This is a genomic window from Rhodosalinus sp. FB01 (assembly GCF_041365715.1).
GTDB lineage: Bacteria > Pseudomonadota > Alphaproteobacteria > Rhodobacterales > Rhodobacteraceae > Rhodosalinus.
This window is the reverse complement of the sequence record NZ_JBGFSH010000011.1, coordinates 75,441-92,096: the sequence shown is the minus strand read 5'-3', so window position 1 is coordinate 92,096 and position 16,656 is coordinate 75,441. Positions and strand designations below refer to the sequence as shown.

The window sequence follows — 16,656 nt, the reverse complement described above, 5'->3', positions numbered from 1 at the left end:
CTGCCCATCAATTGTGCAAAAGCAAAACGGGTTCTGCTGTAAACGCGAGATTTTACATTTATCAAAATATGTGTAATTGTGAAATACACAAACGTCAAAGGTGTGCAAAGGCATGCAGAAGACTTTCATCGGCCCACATCTGCGGCGCCTCAGGCTCGAGCGGGGGGAGACGCAGGCGCAGATGGCCCGCGCGCTCGGCATCTCGACCTCCTACGTCAACCTGCTGGAAAACAACGAGCGTTCCGTCTCGGTGCCGGTGATGCTGCGCCTCTTCGAGGTCTACGGCGTGGACTGGCGCGCCATCGCCGAGGACGACGACAGCACCCAGCTCGCCGATCTGCGCGCCGTCCTGCAGGATCCGCTCTTCGAGGATGTGCGCCCCGATCTGCCCCAGCTTCGCGCCGCACTCGTTCACAGCCCCGAATTGGCGCGCGGCTTCCTGAAGCTCTACCGCTCCTACCAGGCGGCCACGGACCAGCTGATCAGCGTCGCGTCGGCCGGCCAGTCCCAGGCCGAGCCGCTTATCGCGGCCTCGCCCGAATCCGCGGTCCACGACTTCTTCCGGCGCAACCGCAACCATTTCCCCGAACTCGAGGCGGCGGCCGAGACGTTCTGGGCGGAGTCCCCGCCGCCCCTCGATGACGTCTATTCGCACCTGAAGGCGCGGCTTGCGAAGCGGCTCGGGCTCAGCACCCGTCTCGTGCCGGTCCAGGACCTGCCCGACGCGCTGCGCCTGTTCGACGAAGAGCGCCGCGAGGTGCTGCTGAGCCAGGCGATGGACCACCCCAACCGGGTGTTCCAGCTTTGCCACGTCGCCGCGCTCGTCGAGCAGGAGGCGCTGCTCGACGGGATTCTCGACCGTTCGGGGATCCAGGACACGAATGGCCGCGCGCGCTGCCGGGTGGAACTCGCCAACTATTTCGCGGCAGCGGTGCTCATGCCCTACGACGCCTTTCTGGCCGAGGCGCGCGCCTCGAAATACGACATGGACCATATCGCCACGCGCTTCGGCGTGAGCTTCGAACAGGCCTGTCACCGGGCCACCACGCTTCAGCGCGACGGGGCGCAGGGCGTGCCGCTGTTCTTCCTGCGGATCGACAAGGCGGGCAACGTCACCAAGCGCTTCAATTCCACGAGCTTCCACCTCGCCGAGCGCGGCGGGGCCTGCCCGCGGCTCGACGTGCACACCTCCTTTCGCACGCCGGGGCGCATCGTGCCGCAATTCGTGGAGATGCCCGACCAGAGCCAGTTCTTCGTCTTCTCCCGCACGGTGGACCGGCCCACCTTCGCGCGCCACGCGCAGGACATCCGGCTTGCCGTCGCGATGGGCTGCTCGGTCGAGCACGCGCCCGAAATCGGCTACGCCGAGGGCTTCGCGGTCAAGGCCACGCAGATGACGCCCATCGGGATCAACTGCCGCATCTGCCCGCGCGCCAACTGCGACCAGCGCGCCCATCACGCCGCCATCCTCGCGCGGCCAGTGGACACGCGGCGGCGGGGCGCCACGCGCTACCAGGTCTGACCGCGAGGGGCCGTCAGCCCGCCCGGACCACCGGGTTGCGCATGACGCCGATGCCGTCCACGCCGTATTCGATCACGTCGCCCGGCCACATCCATTCCTGCGGATCGCGCCCCGCGCCCACGCCCTCGGGCGTGCCCGTGGCGATCACGTCGCCCGGCTCCAGCGTGATGCCCGCCGACAGGTCGGCGATCAGATGCGGGATCTTGAAATACATGTCGCGGGTGTTGGAGCGCTGCTTCTCCTCGCCGTTCTTGGCAAGCCAGAGGTCGAGGTCGTGCGGATCCGGGATCTCGTCGGCGGTGACGATGCAGGGCCCCATCGGCGCGTAGCTGTCCATGCCCTTGGAGACGATCCACTGTCCGGCGCGGCGGTTGTCGCGGGCCGAGACGTCGCACATCACCGTGTAGCCGAAGACGCGGCTCATGGCGTCGGCCTCGGCCACACGCTGCGCTCGCGTGCCGATGACGACCGCGAGTTCCACCTCCCAGTCGAGCTGCTGCGTGAGCGACGCGTCGTGCAGGATCGGATCGCCCGGGCCGACGATGGCGGTGGGCGGCTTCGAGAAGATGACCGGTTTCTCGGGCATGTCGGCTGCGGTGTCGAGGCCGCGCGCGCTTTCGGCGATGTGCTCGGCGTAGTTGAGGCCGATGCCGAAGATGTTCTTCCGCGTGCGCGGGATCGGCGCCATCACCGTGACGTTGGCCAGGGGCTGCGCGGCGCCCAGCGGCATGTCGTCCCCGATGTCGTCCAGCAGCGCGGCGGTCTGCGCCACGGCCTGCGGCCCGAGATCGATGAAGTCGAGCATCGCGTCGGGCAGCGGTTCGCCCGTGGCGTCGCCCAGAAGCGCCAGGTCGACCACCTGATCGCCCAGCAGGGCGCCGAGCCGGCCGGCATCCGCGGGATGCCGGCGGAAGGTGATGAGTTTCATGGTATGTCCCCCGTTCAGGCCGTCGCGGTCACGTCCTGGTGGCCGCCGTTCTCGGGATAGGCCTGTTCGCGGTAGAACTTCAACGCCTCCATGACCGGGAAGTCGTTGAAGGAGAAGAGGCAGGCGTCGTCGGCCTCGTCGAGGTTGCAGTGCTCGTGCCAGGTCCAGGGCGGGACGCAGAAGAGGTCGCGCTCTTCCCAGTCGTAGCGCACGCCGCCGATCACCGAGTAGCCGCGCCCCTTGGCGACCTGGTAGATCACGTTGCCGGTGTGCCGGTGCGCCCTGGTGTGCTCGGCCGGGCGCAGCATCTGCATCGAGGCGCCCATCGTCGCCATCGGGTGCCCGCCCGTCTTCGGGTTCACGAAGCGCATGTAGATGCCGTCGAACGGGTCGCCGTCGGTCACCTTCGCGTAGGCCTGCAGCCCCTCGTAGGTCTTGTCCCAGCCGTATTTCATCAAAGGTGAGTAGAAGGCGCCCCAGTTCTCGGTCGCGGGCAGAAGACCCGGCGCGCCCCAGGTCGCGGGACTCGCGTCGAAGGGCAGGTTGGAGCTCTGCCAGTCCTCGGGGTGCACCGCGTAGAAATTGGCCTCGAGCGCGTTGGTCAGCGGAATGTCGAGCCCGTCCTGCCACATCGAGGTCTCGCCATCCTCCAGCACGCCGTGCTCGTGCCAGGTACCGTTGGGCGTGATGACGAGATCCCGCGCGTTCAGCGTGAGGCGGTGCCCGTCCACCACCGTGTAGGCGCCCGCGCCCTCCATGATGAAGCGCAGCGCCGAGGCCGCGTGGTTGTGCGCCGGCGCGGCCTCTCCGGGGCGCATCACCTGGATGCCGGAGAAGAGCCAGCCGCAGCAGGCGGAGACGTCCTTGCGCTTCGGGTTGCGCAGGAACACCACGCGGCGTCCCGCATCCTCGGGCTTCACGAGATCGAGGGCGGCCAGCACCTTCTCGCGCAGGTCGCGGCTCCGCCAGATCGTCGGCGCGGACCTGGGCGTGGGCTCCCAGGGCTCGATGTCGTTGGCCACGGTCCAGAGCGCGCCGGTCTCGCAGGCGGCGAGTTCGTCGTAATAGGCGCGGAGCGCCTCGTCGTCCTTCACACGCGCGCGGCCCAGAATGTCGTCGCGTTGATCCTTGGCGTTCATGGGGCGTCTCCTTCGGTGACGATCGGCCCGGCGGGCGCGGTTCCGGCGGCCTGCCCCTCGCCCGGCGTGGACGGGTCGCGCGGCGAGACGGCGGCATGGGGCGTGCGGTTCACCTCGAGCCGGAAGATGTCGAAGCGGTTGTAGTGCCCGGTGATGTCGTGCATCTGCCGCGGCTGGATGCAGCGGGCGAGATCGATCTCGGCGGTGACGATCCCCTCCTCGTCCACGAGCCCGGGCACGACCTCGCGCCCGTCGGGCCCGATGATGCCCGACCAGGCCGAGGACTTGCGCTCGAGGAGCGCGCGGGCATCGGGGCGCACCCCTTCCATCGCCGCGATGATCTCCTCGGAGATGGTGGAGGTGGCGACGACGGTGAAGACCTTCCCCTCGAAGCTGTGGGACTGGCCGCGCAGCCGGATCGCCTCGGCCATGTCGTAGTCGGGCGGCGCGACGGGCAGCGAGATGTAGGAGGCCGCGTGCACCAGCTCTCCCTGCGCGAGCAGCGTGAACCGGGCGAGGGTGTTGGTGTTCTCGCCGCAGGCCAGCCCGCCCAGGGGGCCGATTTCCGTGTCGTAGACCCGGAGCGACGCGCCGTCCCCGCCCGTCCAGGTCAGTTTCTCGGCCCAGGTGGGCACGAGCTTCCGGTGCCGGCCCAGCATCGTCCCGTCCGGCCCGAGGAAGACGAGCGTGTTGTAGAGCGCGCCGAGCGAGACCGGGCTCCGCTCGTTCACGCCGATCACCACGTAGACGCCGTGCTCGGCCGCCGCGGCGGCCACGGTCTCGATCTCGGGGCCGGGCAGGAAGACCGAGGCGCGCACGAGCTTCTCGAACCAGGCGCTGCCGGTCACCGGGTCGGTGATCCAGTTCCAGTAGGGATAGCCGGGCACGAAGACCTCGGGGAAGACCACGAGCCTCGCGCCTTTCGCCGCCGCCTCTCCGACGAGGCGCGCCGCCTTCTCGGCGGTGGCCGCGGCGTCGAGATAGACCGGCGCGGCCTGCACGGCGGCGGCGGTGAAGACCGGAAACTCCCTGAGCATGGCGCGCGCTCCTCCCCGCGCAACGCTACCAGCCTGCCGCACCCTGTCAATCTGGCCGGGCGGTTGCCTTTCGCCCGCGCGCTGGCATCATCGGGCCAGCCGCGAAGGAGCCCGCCCATGTCCCGCACCGATCTCGCCACTCTCGTCGCCCAGGGCGCGGGCCGCGCGCCCGCCGATCTCGTGCTGAAGGGCGGCCGGGTGCTCGACCTCGTGACCGGGGAGTTGCTGGACGGCGACGTGGCGATCGCGGGCGACACCGTCGTCGGCACCTGCGAAAGCTACGACGGCCGGGAGGAGGTGGACGTCTCGGGCCTCGTCCTCGTTCCGGGCTTCATCGACACGCACCTTCATGTCGAAAGCTCGATGGTCACGCCCTTCGAGTTCGAGCGCTGCGTGGCGCCGCGGGGGATCACCACGGCGATCTGCGACCCGCACGCGATCGCCAACGTCGCGGGGATCGCGGGGCTGCGCTATTTCCTCGAAGCGGCCGAGCGGATGGTCATGGACCTGCGCGTGAACCTGTCGTCCTGCGTGCCCTCGACCGCGATGGAGACGGCCGGCGCGCGGCTGGAGGCGGCGGACCTCGCGCCGCTCATGGACCATCCGAAGGTGATCGGGCTGGCCGAGATGATGAACTATCCCGGCGTCGTGCATGGCGAGCCGGACGTGCTAGCCAAGCTGGAGCTCTTCCGGGGCCGGCACATCGACGGGCATGCGCCGCTTCTCTCCGGGCGCGAGCTCAACGCCTATCTGGCGGCCGGCATCCGCACCGAGCACGAGGCGACGAGCGCAGAGGAGGCGCGGGAGAAGCTGCAGAAGGGCATGCGCGTCCTGATCCGGGAGGGTTCCGTCTCGAAGGATCTCGCGGCGCTGATGCCGCTTCTGACCGAGCGCACCGCGCCCTACCTCGCCTTCTGCACCGATGACCGGAACCCGCTCGACATCGCCGAGGAGGGCCATCTCGACCACATGATCCGCACGGCGATCGCGGCGGGCCGCCCACCTCTCGCGGTCTATCGCGCCGCCTCGTTCTCGGCGGCGGAGGCGTTCGGGCTGAAGGACCGGGGCCAGATCGCGCCGGGCAAGCGGGCGGATATCGTGGCGCTGGAGTCGCTCGAGGACTGCCGCGCCGTCCGTGTCTGGTGCGGGGGCGTCGAGGCGACGGAAGCCGCCTTCGCCACGCGGGAGACGGTGCCGCCCGTGGCGACCCGCAGCGTGAACGCGCCGCGCGTCGGCCCCGAAAGCTTCCGCTGCGCGGGCAACCGGGCCGAGACGCCCGTGATCGGAATCCTGCCGGGCAAGATCATCACCGCGCATCTGACCGAGGAGATCGCGCCCGAGGACGGCGACAAGCGCCCCGATCCCGCGCGCGATCTCGCCCGCGTGGCGGTGGTGGAGCGGCACGGGCGGAACGGCAACATCGCCACCGGCTTCGTGCGGGGCTTCGGCATCCGGGAGGGCGCCATCGCCGCCACCGTGGCGCATGACCATCACAACATCGTCGCCGTCGGCGCGGATTATGCCGACATGGCCGTGGCGGTGAACCGTCTGTCCGGGATCGGCGGCGGCTTCGTCGTGGCCCGGGCGGGCGCCGTGACGGCAGAGCTGCCGCTGGCGATGGCCGGGCTGATGAGCCTCGCGCCCTTCGAGGAGGTGCATGCGCGGCTCAGGGAGCTGCGCGCGGCCGCGACGGCGCTGGGCGTGACGCTGGCCGAACCCTTCCTGCAACTCGCCTTCGTGGCGCTTCCGGTGATCCCGCATCTGAAGATCACCGATCAAGGCATGGTGGACGTGGACCGCTTCGAGGTGATCAGCGCAGGGTGACCGGCACGTCGCGCGTGCCGATGACCTCTCCCGCGCGGCGGAACTCCACGACCCCGCGATAATCGCCGGGTGCCCAGCCGCCCGGGGGGCTGCGCCGGCCCGCGGCGCGGAAGAATTGCGCCTGCGGCTTGTCGAGGCGGCTCACGTCCTCGACGACGATGCCGTCCGGCCCCTCGATGCGGAGCGCGAGCTCGTCGCCCGTCCGGCCGCCGAAGGCATAGCCGAACAGCACCATCGGAGCGTCGGGCAAAAGTGCCTCGCGCGCCGCGCCCGCCTTGACCGCCGCATAGTCCGGCACGCCGGTGGCGAAGCCCGCGTCGAGCAGCGCGCCCGGCACGTAGGCGGGCGGATCCGTCCAGAGCATCGCGTCGGACGCAGGCGGGGCGCCGCAGGAGAGTTCGCCATCCGGGTCGAACGGGTCCACGACCTGTCCCTCCGCATCGCGGACCGAGATATGCACATGCGGGAACTGGGTCCGGCCGCTGAGGCCGACCTGGCCCAGCACGTCGCCGCGCGCCACCTTGTCGCCGGTGCGCACGGTGATCGACCCGCGGCGCAGATGGCAGTACTGCGTTTCCCAGCCGTTCTCGTGGCGGATCGCGACGCCGTTGCCGCAATCCCGCCCGTCGAGCGTGGTCTCCATCCGCGCCTCGAAGACGATGTCGGCCATCCCGTCGCGCGTGCCGCGCACCACACCCGGTGCGGCGGCGATCACGTCCACGCCCTCTGCCATCTGGGCATGCGTGGCCAGCGCGAAATCCGTTCCCTTGTGACCGTCATAGCTGAGACCCTGACAGGTGTAATCCTGCGCGCCGGGGCCCGGGTCGCGGTCCACGTATTGCTGGATGAAGCAGGTTCGACCTTCCGGGCAGACGAGGGGCGGCCCGAGATCGAGCGCCCCCGCCGCGGTTGCGGCGGGGGCGAGAAGGCAGGCGAGCGCGAGCGCCCGTGTCACTCCGCGGTCAGGAGGGGCGGCTTGTTGCCGGAAAGCCGCGGCTTGCCCGACCCCTGGATCTGCAGGTCGATCTTGCCGTCCTTGATGGCGACGCGGACGACACCGCCCTTGGCGAGCTTGCCGAAGAGCAACTCCTCCGCGAGCGGCTTCTTGATGTGCTCTTGGATCACGCGGCCAAGCGGGCGCGCGCCCATCTTGTCGTCGTAACCCCTCTCGGCGAGCCATTCCGCGGCCGGTTTCGTCAGCTCTATGGCGACGTTGCGATCCATGAGCTGCGCCTCGAGTTGCAGCACGAACTTCTCGACCACTTGGAGGATGACTTCCTTGGGCAGCGGCTGGAAGCTGATGACCGCGTCGAGCCGGTTGCGGAACTCGGGCGTGAACGTGCGCTCGATGGCGGCGGTATCCTCGCCCTCGCGGCGTTCCCGGCCGAAGCCGACGGCCGCCTTGGCCTGTTCCGTGGCGCCCGCGTTCGAGGTCATGATCAGGATCACGTTGCGGAAATCCACCGAGCGGCCGTTATGGTCGGTCAGCGTGCCGTGGTCCATCACCTGCAGCAGGATGTTGAACACGTCCGGGTGCGCCTTCTCGATCTCGTCGAGCAGGAGCACGCAGTGCGGGTGCTGGTCCACCCCGTCGGTGAGCAGCCCGCCCTGGTCGAAGCCGACATAGCCCGGAGGTGCGCCGATCAGGCGGCTGACGGCGTGCTTTTCCATGTATTCCGACATGTCGAAGCGCAGAAGCTCCACGCCGAGCGTGTCGGCGAGCTGCTTGGCGACCTCCGTCTTGCCGACGCCGGTCGGGCCGGCGAAGAGGTAGTTGCCGATGGGCTTGTCGGGCTCGCGCAGACCGGCACGGGCAAGCTTGATCGCCGACGACAGCGCCACGATCGCCTGGTCCTGGCCGAACACGACGCGCTGCAGCGTGCCCTCGAGATCCTTGAGCACCTCGGCGTCGTCCTTCGACACGCTCTTGGGCGGGATGCGGGCGATCTTGGCGACCACCGCCTCGATCTCCTTGGCGCCGATGGTCTTGCGACGCTTCGACTCCGCCACGAGGTGCTGCGCCGCGCCGGCCTCGTCGATCACGTCGATCGCCTTGTCGGGCAGCTTGCGGTCGGTGATGTAGCGCGCGCTGAGTTCGACCGCCGACTTGATAGCGTCGGCCGTGTACTTCACCGCGTGGTGATCCTCGAAATAGGGCTTGAGGCCCTTGAGGATCTTCACGGTGTCGTCGACCGTGGGCTCGGTCACGTCGATCTTCTGGAACCGGCGGCTGAGCGCGCGATCCTTCTCGAAGTGCTGGCGGAACTCCTTGTAGGTGGTGGAGCCCATGGTGCGCAGCCGCCCGCCCTGAAGTGCGGGCTTCAGGAGGTTGGAGGCGTCCATCGCCCCGCCGGAGGTCGCGCCGGCGCCGATCACGGTGTGGATCTCGTCGATGAAGAGCACCGCATCGGGGTGGTCCTCCAGCGCCTGCACGACGGCTTTCAGCCGCTCCTCGAAATCGCCGCGGTAGCGGGTACCGGCCAGAAGTGCGCCCATGTCCAGCGCGTAGATCGTGGTGTTGCGCAGCACCTCGGGCGTCTCGCCGCGGATGATCTTGAGCGCGAGGCCCTCGGCGATGGCGGTTTTGCCGACGCCCGGATCGCCCACGAGAAGCGGGTTGTTCTTGCGGCGGCGGCACAGCACCTGGATGCAGCGCTCCACCTCGGTGTCGCGGCCGATCAGGGGATCGACGTCGCCGCGCCGCGATTTCTCGTTGAGGTCGACGCAATACTTTCCGAGCGCGGATTCCTTCTGGTCGGCCTGCTCGGACGCCTGCGCCTGCTCTTCCTCGGCCTCGGTCGCGCCGGTCACCGGGCGGCTTTCCCCGTAGGCCGGGTTCTTGGCCACGCCATGGGCGATGAAATTCACCGCGTCGTAGCGGGTCATGTCCTGCTCCTGCAGGAAATAGGCGGCGTTCGACTCGCGCTCGGCGAAGATCGCGACGAGCACGTTGGCGCCCGTCACCTCGGTGCGGCCCGAGCTCTGGACGTGGATGGCCGCGCGCTGGATCACGCGCTGGAAGGCGGCGGTCGGCACCGCTTCAGACCCTTCCACGTCGGTGACGAGGTTCGAAAGGTCGTCGTCGATGAAGTCCACGAGCGTTCCGCGGAGGTCTTCGGTATCGACATTGCAGGCTTTCAGCACCTTGGCGGCGTCGGGCTCGTCGATGAGCGCGAGCAGCAGGTGCTCGAGCGTGGCGAACTCGTGCGAGCGCGAGTTGGCCAGCGCCAGCGCGGAGTGGATTGCCTGTTCCAGCGTGGTCGAGAATGACGGCACGGGCGTGCTCCTCTGGTCTTGGCCGACGGAGGTGTGTCTCCGACGATGGGCTCTGCTGGTTAAAGTTTGGTCGATCACCGACCGGCTTCAAGCATTTTCTTGGAAGCGCGCTTCACAATCGGCTTCACTGCGTCGTGTTGTCCCGCCGCGAGGCTCAGAATTCGTCCTTCCGGCGCCGCAGTTCCGCGAACACGTCCGCGTCGGAGGCATCGGGCATGCCGATGGTTTCGCGGATGTCCGGGCTTGCGGCACGCAGAAATGGATTCGTCGCGAGTTCCAGCCCCAGTCTGGAAGGGACGGTCGGTCGGCCGTCTGCGCGGGCCTTTTCCGTCTCTTCCATCCGGGAAATAAGGTCGGCGTTGCCCGGTTCAACGGACAGCGCGAATTTTCCGTTGGCGAGGGTGTATTCGTGGCCGGAGCAGATCATTGTTTCCGGCGGCAGCGCGGCGAGCTTGGACAGGCTGGCCCACATCTGGTCCATCGTGCCCTCGAACACGCGCCCGCAGCCGAGCGCCATGAGGCTGTCGGCGGTGAAGGCGACGCCGCTTTCGGGAAAGTGCACCGCGATGTGGCCGGTGGTGTGGCCCGGCACCTCGATGACCCTTCCGCGCTCGGCGCCGATCTCGATCTCGTCCCCCTCGGCGAGCTGCATGTCGAGCGCGGGAAGCCGGTGCACGTCGTCCGCTGGGCCGGCCACCTTTGCATGATGGGCGTCCATGATGTCGGCGAGGCCCTGCACGTGATCGCCGTGGTGGTGCGTCAGGATCACCAGGTCGGCGCGCCAGCCACGCTCTTCCAGTGCGGCGAGGATCGGCCCGGCCTCGGGCGCATCCACGACGGCGGTCGTGCCGGTCTCGGGGTCGTGGGCGAGAAAGGCGTAGTTGTCGGTCAGGCAGGGAACGGTGACGATCTCGAGGGGCATGGTGTTTCGTCTCTCGGTTGCTATGCTCGTCCCAGCCTTGCCGATTTGCCCCATGGGTCGCAATGCATCTGGACGTGCAGGACCTGCGAAACTTCTATTACCGCAGCGCCCTCGGGCGCGCGGCGCAACGGGCGATCCGTGACCACCTGCGGACACTGTGGCCGGAGGCGAAGGGGCGCACCGTGGCGGGCTTTGGCTTCGCGGTTCCCCTGCTCCGCCCCTACCTGAGCGAGGCGCGGCGCGTGGTCGCTCTCATGCCGGCGCCGCAGGGGGTCATGGCCTGGCCGTCAGGGCTGCCGAACGTCGCCGTCCTGAGCGAAGAGACGCTCTGGCCGATCGAGACGGGGCACGTGGACCGGCTCGTGGTGCTGCACGGGCTGGAGACGTCGGAGCGGCCCTCGGAGCTTCTGCGCGAATGTCACCGCGTGCTCGGACCGGGCGGGCGCGCCATGTTCATCGTGCCGAACCGCGCCGGTCTGTGGTCGCGCAGCGACGACACGCCGTTCGGATACGGCCGACCCTACACGATGTCCCAGCTGGAGACGCAGTTGCGGAAGCACGACTTCGTGACCGAACGGCATGCCGCGGCGCTCTTCCAGCCGCCGAGCAGCCGCCGCTTCTGGATGAAGACCGGCGCCATGTGGGAACGGATGGGCCGGAGCCTGTCGTCCGGCCTCGCCGGCGGGGTCCTGATGGTCGAGGTGTCCAAGCGCGTCTCGGCGCCGGCGGGGCCGGGCGCGAAGGAGCAGGCGCGAAAGCCGCTCGGGGTGCTCGCCCCGTCGCCGGAGGCAAAGCCCGCCTGACGGGCGCGTGCGGGGACGTGGCGCGAGACCGGCCGCGATTGCCGCGGTGCGGGAATCATCGCTTCGCAGGCGCAGCGAGCCCGGGCCGTGGCGGCCCCGGGGCGCGGCCGGCCGGGCCCGATCGGGCCCGCTTGCACAGGGACTTCGCGGCGCCATGCAAAAGGCGGCTTAGGTTGTTGCCCAGTCACAAAGCCTCTGCTACACCCACGCCGATTTTGCTGCCAGCGCCCGCCGGGCGCCTCAACGTCCCCGGGCGCGGTTTCGTGCGACCACGGGCCGGGGCTTGACATCGGAAGGGTGGACGTGTCCGAAACAGCATCGATTTCCTCTGGCATCGCCGCGCGCTACGCCACCGCCATCTTCGAGATCGCCCTCGAGGCCGACTCTCTCGACGCGCTCGAGGCGGGGGCGGATGCGCTGGGCGAGGCGCTGGCGGACAGCCCCGAGCTTCGGGATCTCATTTCCTCGCCGATCTATGGCCGGGAAGCGCAGGAGCGTGCGATTGCCGCGGTCGCGGCGAAGATGGAGCTGATGCCCGCGCTCGCCAACGCGCTGGGCCTGATGGCGCAGAAGCGTCGCCTCTTCGTGCTGCCGCAGCTCGTCACGCAACTGCGCGAGCGCATCGCCCGCCACAAGGGCGAGGTGACGGCCGACGTGATCAGCGCGAAGGCGCTGACGAAGGCGCAGTCGCAGAAACTCGGCGAGACGCTCAAGGCGCGCTTCGGCAAGGACGTTAAGATCAATGCGACCGTCGATGAGGATCTCATCGGCGGTCTTGTCGTCAAGGTTGGCTCGAAGATGATCGACACCTCGATCCGCTCGCGCCTCAACTCTCTCCAGAATACAATGAAAGAGGTCGGATAGATGGGTATCCAAGCAGCCGAGATTTCTGCGATCCTGAAGGAGCAGATCAAGAACTTCGGCGAAGAGGCCGAGGTTGCCGAGGTCGGCCGCGTCCTTTCCGTCGGTGACGGGATCGCCCGGGTCCACGGCCTCGACAACATCCAGGCCGGCGAGATGGTGGAGTTCGACGGCGGCATCCGCGGCATGGCGCTCAACCTCGAGGTCGACAATGTCGGCATCGTGATCTTCGGCTCGGACCGCGAGATCGGCGAGGGCGACACGGTCAAGCGCACGAAGTCCATCGTGGACGTGCCGGTGGGCGACGCGCTTCTGGGCCGGGTCGTCGACGGCCTCGGCAACCCGCTCGACGGCAAGGGCCCGATCGAGGCGACCGAGCGCCGCGTCGCGGACGTGAAGGCGCCGGGCATCATCCCGCGCAAGTCGGTGCACGAGCCGATGGCGACCGGCCTCAAGGCGATCGACGCGATGATCCCGATCGGCCGCGGCCAGCGCGAGCTCATCATCGGCGACCGGCAGACCGGCAAGACCGCCGTGGCGCTCGACACCATGCTCAACCAGAAAAGCTACAACGACGCGGCGGGCGACGACGAGTCGAAGAAGCTCTACTGCGTCTACGTCGCGATCGGCCAGAAGCGCTCGACCGTCGCGCAGCTCGTGAAGAAGCTCGAGGAGAGCGGCGCGATGGAATATTCCATCGTGGTCGCCGCCACCGCCTCCGACCCGGCGCCGATGCAGTATCTCGCGCCCTCCTCGGCCACCGCAATGGCGGAATACTACCGCGACAACGGCCGCCACGCGCTCTGCGTCTACGACGACCTGTCGAAGCAGGCCGTGGCCTACCGCCAGATGTCGCTTCTGCTTCGCCGCCCGCCGGGCCGCGAGGCCTATCCGGGCGACGTGTTCTACCTGCACTCCCGCCTGCTGGAGCGGTCGGCGAAGATGAACGAGGACAACGGCGCGGGCTCTCTCACCGCGCTGCCCATCATCGAGACGCAGGCGGGCGACGTGTCGGCCTTCATCCCGACCAACGTGATCTCGATCACCGATGGCCAGATCTTCCTCGAGACGGAGCTCTTCTACCAGGGTGTCCGCCCGGCCGTTAACACCGGCCTGTCGGTCAGCCGCGTGGGCTCTGCGGCGCAGACCGCGGCGATGAAGTCGGTCGCAGGCTCGCTGAAGCTGGAACTCGCGCAGTATCGCGAGATGGCGGCCTTCGCGCAGTTCGGCTCGGACCTCGACGCCTCGACGCAGCGGCTGCTGAACCGCGGCGCGCGCCTGACCGAGCTTCTCAAGCAGCCGGAATTCTCGCCGCTGACCAACGCCGAGATCGTCTGTGTCGTTTTCGCCGGCACCAAGGGCTACCTCGACGACCTCAAGGTGGCGGACGTTCGCCGCTTCGAGGAGGGGCTGCTCAAGCACCTGCGCGGCAAGCACAAGGACACGCTCGACTGGATCACGAACGAGGACCCGAAGATCAAGGGCGACGCGGAGGACCGGCTGAAGTCGGTGATCGACGAGTACGCCAAGGACTTCAGCTGACCTGATCCACGGGACGAAGGACAAGGCGCATGCCAAGCCTAAAGGACCTCAAGAACCGGATCGAGTCGGTCAAGTCGACCCGGAAGATCACCAACGCCATGCAGATGGTCGCGGCGGCGAAGCTTCGCCGCGCCCAGGATGCGGCTGAACAGTCGCGCCCCTACGCCGAGCGGTTCGCCGCCGTGATGGGGCAGCTCGCCGCCTCGGTGGGCGACACCGCGAACGCCCCCAAGCTGCTGGCCGGGACCGGGTCGGACCAGACGCATCTGCTGGTCGTGATGACGGCGGAGCGCGGCCTTTGCGGCGCGTTCAACGCCAACATCGCCAAGCTGGCCCGGCGACACGCGGAAAAGCTTGCGGCGGACGGCAAGACTGTGAAGATCCTCACCGTGGGCAAGAAGGGCCGCGACGTGCTGAGGCGCGAATGGGCGGACCAGTTCATCGATCACGTCGATCTGTCGGAGGTGAAGCGCGTGGGCTACGGCGACGCGCAGGCGATCGCCCGGAACGTTCTCGAGCGTTTCGACGCCGGCGAATTCGACGTGGCCACGATCTACTACGCCCGCTTCATCAACGTGGTCAGCCAGGAACCCACCGCGGAGCAGGTCATCCCGGCCGATTTCGACGCCCCCGAGGAGGACGCCGCGGCGAGCACGCTTTACGATTACGAGCCGGGCGAGGAAGAACTCCTGGCGGATCTGCTGCCCAAGGGCGTGGCGACGCAGATTTTCGCCGCGCTGCTGGAGAACGGCGCCTCGGAGCAGGGCGCCCGGATGACGGCGATGGACAACGCGACGCGCAACGCGGGCGAGATGATCGACAAGCTGACCATCCAGTACAACCGCACCCGACAGGCCGTCATCACCAACGAGCTGATCGAGATCATTTCGGGCGCCGAGGCGCTCTAACGGAACCGGAGACACCGACATGGCAAATGAAAAAGGTAAAGTGACGCAGGTCATCGGCGCCGTGGTGGACGTTCAGTTCGACGAACACCTGCCCGAGATCCTGAACGCGCTCGAGACCGACAACAACGGCAAACGCCTCGTTCTCGAGGTCGCGCAGCACCTTGGCGAGAACACGGTGCGCACCATCGCGATGGACGCGACCGAGGGGCTCGTGCGCGGACAGGAGGTTGCCGACAGCGGCGGGCCGATCACCATGCCCGTCGGCGACGGGACGCTCGGGCGCATCATGAACGTCGTGGGCGAGCCGATCGACGAGAAGGGCGAGGTCAAGACGGAGGAGCGGCGCCCGATCCACGCCAGCGCGCCGGAATTCGTCGAGCAGTCGACGGAGTCCGAGATCCTCGTCACCGGCATCAAGGTCATCGACCTGCTCGCGCCCTATTCGAAGGGCGGCAAGATCGGCCTCTTCGGCGGTGCCGGGGTGGGCAAGACGGTTCTCATCCAGGAACTCATCAACAACATCGCCAAGGTGCACTCGGGCTATTCGGTGTTCGCCGGGGTCGGCGAGCGCACCCGCGAGGGCAACGACCTCTACTACGAGTTCATCGAGTCGGGCGTGATCAACGCCGAAGACCTGACCAAGTCCAAGGTGGCGCTGGTCTACGGCCAGATGAACGAGCCGCCGGGCGCGCGGATGCGCGTGGCGCTGTCGGGCCTCACGCTTGCCGAGCAGTTCCGCGACCAGTCGGGCACCGACGTGCTGTTCTTCGTGGACAACATCTTCCGCTTCACCCAGGCGGGCTCCGAGGTGTCGGCCCTTCTCGGCCGGATCCCCTCGGCCGTGGGCTACCAGCCGACGCTCGCGACCGACATGGGCGCACTGCAGGAGCGGATCACCTCCACGCGCGCGGGCTCCATCACCTCGGTGCAGGCGATCTACGTGCCGGCGGACGACCTGACGGACCCGGCGCCCGCGACCTCCTTCGCCCACCTCGACGCGACCACCGTTCTGTCGCGCGCGATCTCCGAGCTGGGTATCTACCCCGCCGTGGACCCGCTCGACTCGACCAGCCGGATCCTCGATCCCTCGGTGGTCGGCGAAGAGCACTACCAGGTGGCGCGCGACGTGCAGGGCATCCTTCAGCGCTACAAGTCGCTGCAGGACATCATCGCGATCCTCGGCATGGACGAGCTCAGCGAAGAGGACAAGCTGACCGTGGCGCGGGCGCGCAAGACCCCGCGCTTCCTCAGCCAGCCCTTCGACGTGGCGGAGGTGTTCACCGGCTCGCCCGGCGTGCAGGTGCCGATCGAGGAGACCATCGCCTCCTTCAAGGCCGTGGTCGCCGGCGAATACGACCACCTGCCCGAGGGCGCCTTCTACATGGTGGGCGGCATCGAGGCCGTGAAGGCGAAGGCCGAGAAGATGGCGGCGGACGCCGCCTGAGCCGGGCCCGACGCAACCGAGAAAGGAAGGCCCAATGGCCGACACGATGCAGTTCGATCTCGTCTCGCCCGAGCGGCGCCTCGCCTCGCTCGAGGCACAACAGGTGCAGCTGCCCGGGGCGGATGGCCAGATGACCGCGATGCCGAACCACGCGCCGGTCATCACCAGCCTGCGGCCGGGCATCGTCACCGTGACGGGTGCGGACGGTCAGACCGCGCGCTACGCGGTGACCGGCGGGTTCGCCGAACTCTCGCCCGAGGGCGCCATCGTCCTCGCGGAACGCGCCTACAAGTCCGGCGCGGAGAACCGCGACGAGATCGAGGCCGCGCTCGAGGAGGCGCGCACCGCCGCGCAGAAGGCCCCGGCCGAACAGAAGGATGCCGCGGAACTCTTCGTCGCGGACCTCGCGCAGCTGATGGACGACATGGTCTGAACGGCCCGCGGGTCGTT

At 68.5% G+C, this 16,656-nt stretch carries 14 protein-coding genes; 8 read left to right on the top strand and 6 right to left on the bottom strand.

Features of this window, described 5'->3' with window-relative positions; translation table 11 throughout:
* Positions 1–112: 112 nt before the first annotated feature.
* The gene (locus AB6A65_RS14550) at positions 113–1,522 is read left to right on the top strand and encodes a short-chain fatty acyl-CoA regulator family protein (protein WP_371039115.1); all 1,410 of its coding nucleotides are present in this window, start codon (positions 113–115) and stop codon (positions 1,520–1,522) included.
* A 13-nt stretch (positions 1,523–1,535) separates the two neighbouring features.
* Here AB6A65_RS14550 and AB6A65_RS14545 read toward each other — a convergent pair whose 3' ends face one another.
* The 3 genes from AB6A65_RS14545 to AB6A65_RS14535 are packed head-to-tail and all read right to left on the bottom strand — an operon-like array spanning position 1,536 to position 4,626.
* The gene (locus AB6A65_RS14545; protein ID WP_371039114.1) at positions 1,536–2,450 is read right to left on the bottom strand and encodes a fumarylacetoacetate hydrolase family protein; all 915 of its coding nucleotides are present in this window, start codon (positions 2,448–2,450) and stop codon (positions 1,536–1,538) included.
* 14 nt (positions 2,451–2,464) lie between these two features.
* Entirely contained in the window at positions 2,465–3,589 is a 1,125-nt protein-coding gene (locus tag AB6A65_RS14540) for a cupin domain-containing protein (RefSeq protein ID WP_371039113.1), read from the bottom strand.
* Positions 3,586–4,626, bottom strand: coding sequence for a carbon-nitrogen hydrolase family protein (locus AB6A65_RS14535; RefSeq protein ID WP_371039112.1), 1,041 nt, complete (start codon positions 4,624–4,626; stop codon positions 3,586–3,588). The genes AB6A65_RS14540 and AB6A65_RS14535 overlap by 4 nt, the downstream gene beginning before the upstream one ends.
* Before the next feature lie 117 nt (positions 4,627–4,743).
* Here AB6A65_RS14535 and ade point away from each other — a divergent pair, with 117 nt between their 5' ends.
* On the top strand, positions 4,744–6,450 hold the full coding sequence (gene ade, locus AB6A65_RS14530; RefSeq protein WP_371039111.1) for an adenine deaminase: 1,707 nt from the start codon (positions 4,744–4,746) through the stop codon (positions 6,448–6,450).
* Here the strand turns inward: ade and AB6A65_RS14525 are convergent.
* From AB6A65_RS14525 to gloB, 3 genes are all read right to left on the bottom strand, one after another.
* On the bottom strand, positions 6,437–7,405 hold the full coding sequence (locus AB6A65_RS14525; RefSeq protein ID WP_371039110.1) for a M23 family metallopeptidase: 969 nt from the start codon (positions 7,403–7,405) through the stop codon (positions 6,437–6,439). The two genes, ade and AB6A65_RS14525, sit on opposite strands and share 14 nt — an antisense overlap.
* Positions 7,402–9,726 carry an ATP-dependent Clp protease ATP-binding subunit ClpA gene (clpA, locus tag AB6A65_RS14520; protein ID WP_371039109.1) on the bottom strand — a complete coding sequence of 775 codons (2,325 nt, stop codon included), beginning with the start codon at positions 9,724–9,726 and terminating at the stop codon, positions 7,402–7,404. Before clpA ends, AB6A65_RS14525 begins: the two co-directional genes overlap by 4 nt.
* A 154-nt stretch (positions 9,727–9,880) precedes the next feature.
* Positions 9,881–10,648 (bottom strand): hydroxyacylglutathione hydrolase, encoded by a 768-nt coding sequence (gene gloB / locus AB6A65_RS14515; RefSeq protein ID WP_371039108.1) that lies wholly within the window; start codon positions 10,646–10,648, stop codon positions 9,881–9,883.
* Between the two features lie 62 nt (positions 10,649–10,710).
* On the opposite strand from gloB, the gene AB6A65_RS14510 reads away from it, so the two are divergent.
* From AB6A65_RS14510 to atpC, 6 genes are all read left to right on the top strand, one after another.
* A complete protein-coding gene (locus tag AB6A65_RS14510) occupies positions 10,711–11,451 on the top strand; it encodes a class I SAM-dependent methyltransferase (RefSeq protein ID WP_371039107.1) in 741 nt (246 codons plus the stop codon).
* 297 nt (positions 11,452–11,748) lie between these two features.
* Entirely contained in the window at positions 11,749–12,315 is a 567-nt protein-coding gene (locus AB6A65_RS14505; RefSeq protein ID WP_371039106.1) for a F0F1 ATP synthase subunit delta, read from the top strand.
* A complete protein-coding gene (gene atpA, locus AB6A65_RS14500; protein WP_371039105.1) occupies positions 12,316–13,854 on the top strand; it encodes a F0F1 ATP synthase subunit alpha in 1,539 nt (512 codons plus the stop codon).
* 29 nt (positions 13,855–13,883) lie between these two features.
* A complete protein-coding gene (locus tag AB6A65_RS14495) occupies positions 13,884–14,762 on the top strand; it encodes a F0F1 ATP synthase subunit gamma (RefSeq protein ID WP_371039104.1) in 879 nt (292 codons plus the stop codon).
* Positions 14,763–14,781: 19 nt separating this feature from the next.
* On the top strand, positions 14,782–16,206 hold the full coding sequence (atpD, locus tag AB6A65_RS14490) for a F0F1 ATP synthase subunit beta (protein ID WP_371039103.1): 1,425 nt from the start codon (positions 14,782–14,784) through the stop codon (positions 16,204–16,206).
* A gap of 34 nt (positions 16,207–16,240) precedes the next feature.
* Positions 16,241–16,639 (top strand): ATP synthase F1 subunit epsilon, encoded by a 399-nt coding sequence (atpC, locus tag AB6A65_RS14485; protein WP_371039102.1) that lies wholly within the window; start codon positions 16,241–16,243, stop codon positions 16,637–16,639.
* The last annotated feature ends 17 nt before the right edge of the window (positions 16,640–16,656 follow it).

Coding starts and splice junctions, on each gene's coding strand:
- gloB (WP_371039108.1), bottom strand. CDS start 10,648: ATGCCCCTCGAGATCGTCACCGTTCCCTGCCTGACCGACAACTACGCC.
- atpA (WP_371039105.1), top strand. CDS start 12,316: ATGGGTATCCAAGCAGCCGAGATTTCTGCGATCCTGAAGGAGCAGATC.
- AB6A65_RS14540 (WP_371039113.1), bottom strand. CDS start 3,589: ATGAACGCCAAGGATCAACGCGACGACATTCTGGGCCGCGCGCGTGTG.
- AB6A65_RS14535 (WP_371039112.1), bottom strand. CDS start 4,626: ATGCTCAGGGAGTTTCCGGTCTTCACCGCCGCCGCCGTGCAGGCCGCG.
- AB6A65_RS14550 (WP_371039115.1), top strand. CDS start 113: ATGCAGAAGACTTTCATCGGCCCACATCTGCGGCGCCTCAGGCTCGAG.
- AB6A65_RS14495 (WP_371039104.1), top strand. CDS start 13,884: ATGCCAAGCCTAAAGGACCTCAAGAACCGGATCGAGTCGGTCAAGTCG.
- AB6A65_RS14545 (WP_371039114.1), bottom strand. CDS start 2,450: ATGAAACTCATCACCTTCCGCCGGCATCCCGCGGATGCCGGCCGGCTC.
- atpC (WP_371039102.1), top strand. CDS start 16,241: ATGGCCGACACGATGCAGTTCGATCTCGTCTCGCCCGAGCGGCGCCTC.
- ade (WP_371039111.1), top strand. CDS start 4,744: ATGTCCCGCACCGATCTCGCCACTCTCGTCGCCCAGGGCGCGGGCCGC.
- atpD (WP_371039103.1), top strand. CDS start 14,782: ATGGCAAATGAAAAAGGTAAAGTGACGCAGGTCATCGGCGCCGTGGTG.
- AB6A65_RS14510 (WP_371039107.1), top strand. CDS start 10,711: ATGCATCTGGACGTGCAGGACCTGCGAAACTTCTATTACCGCAGCGCC.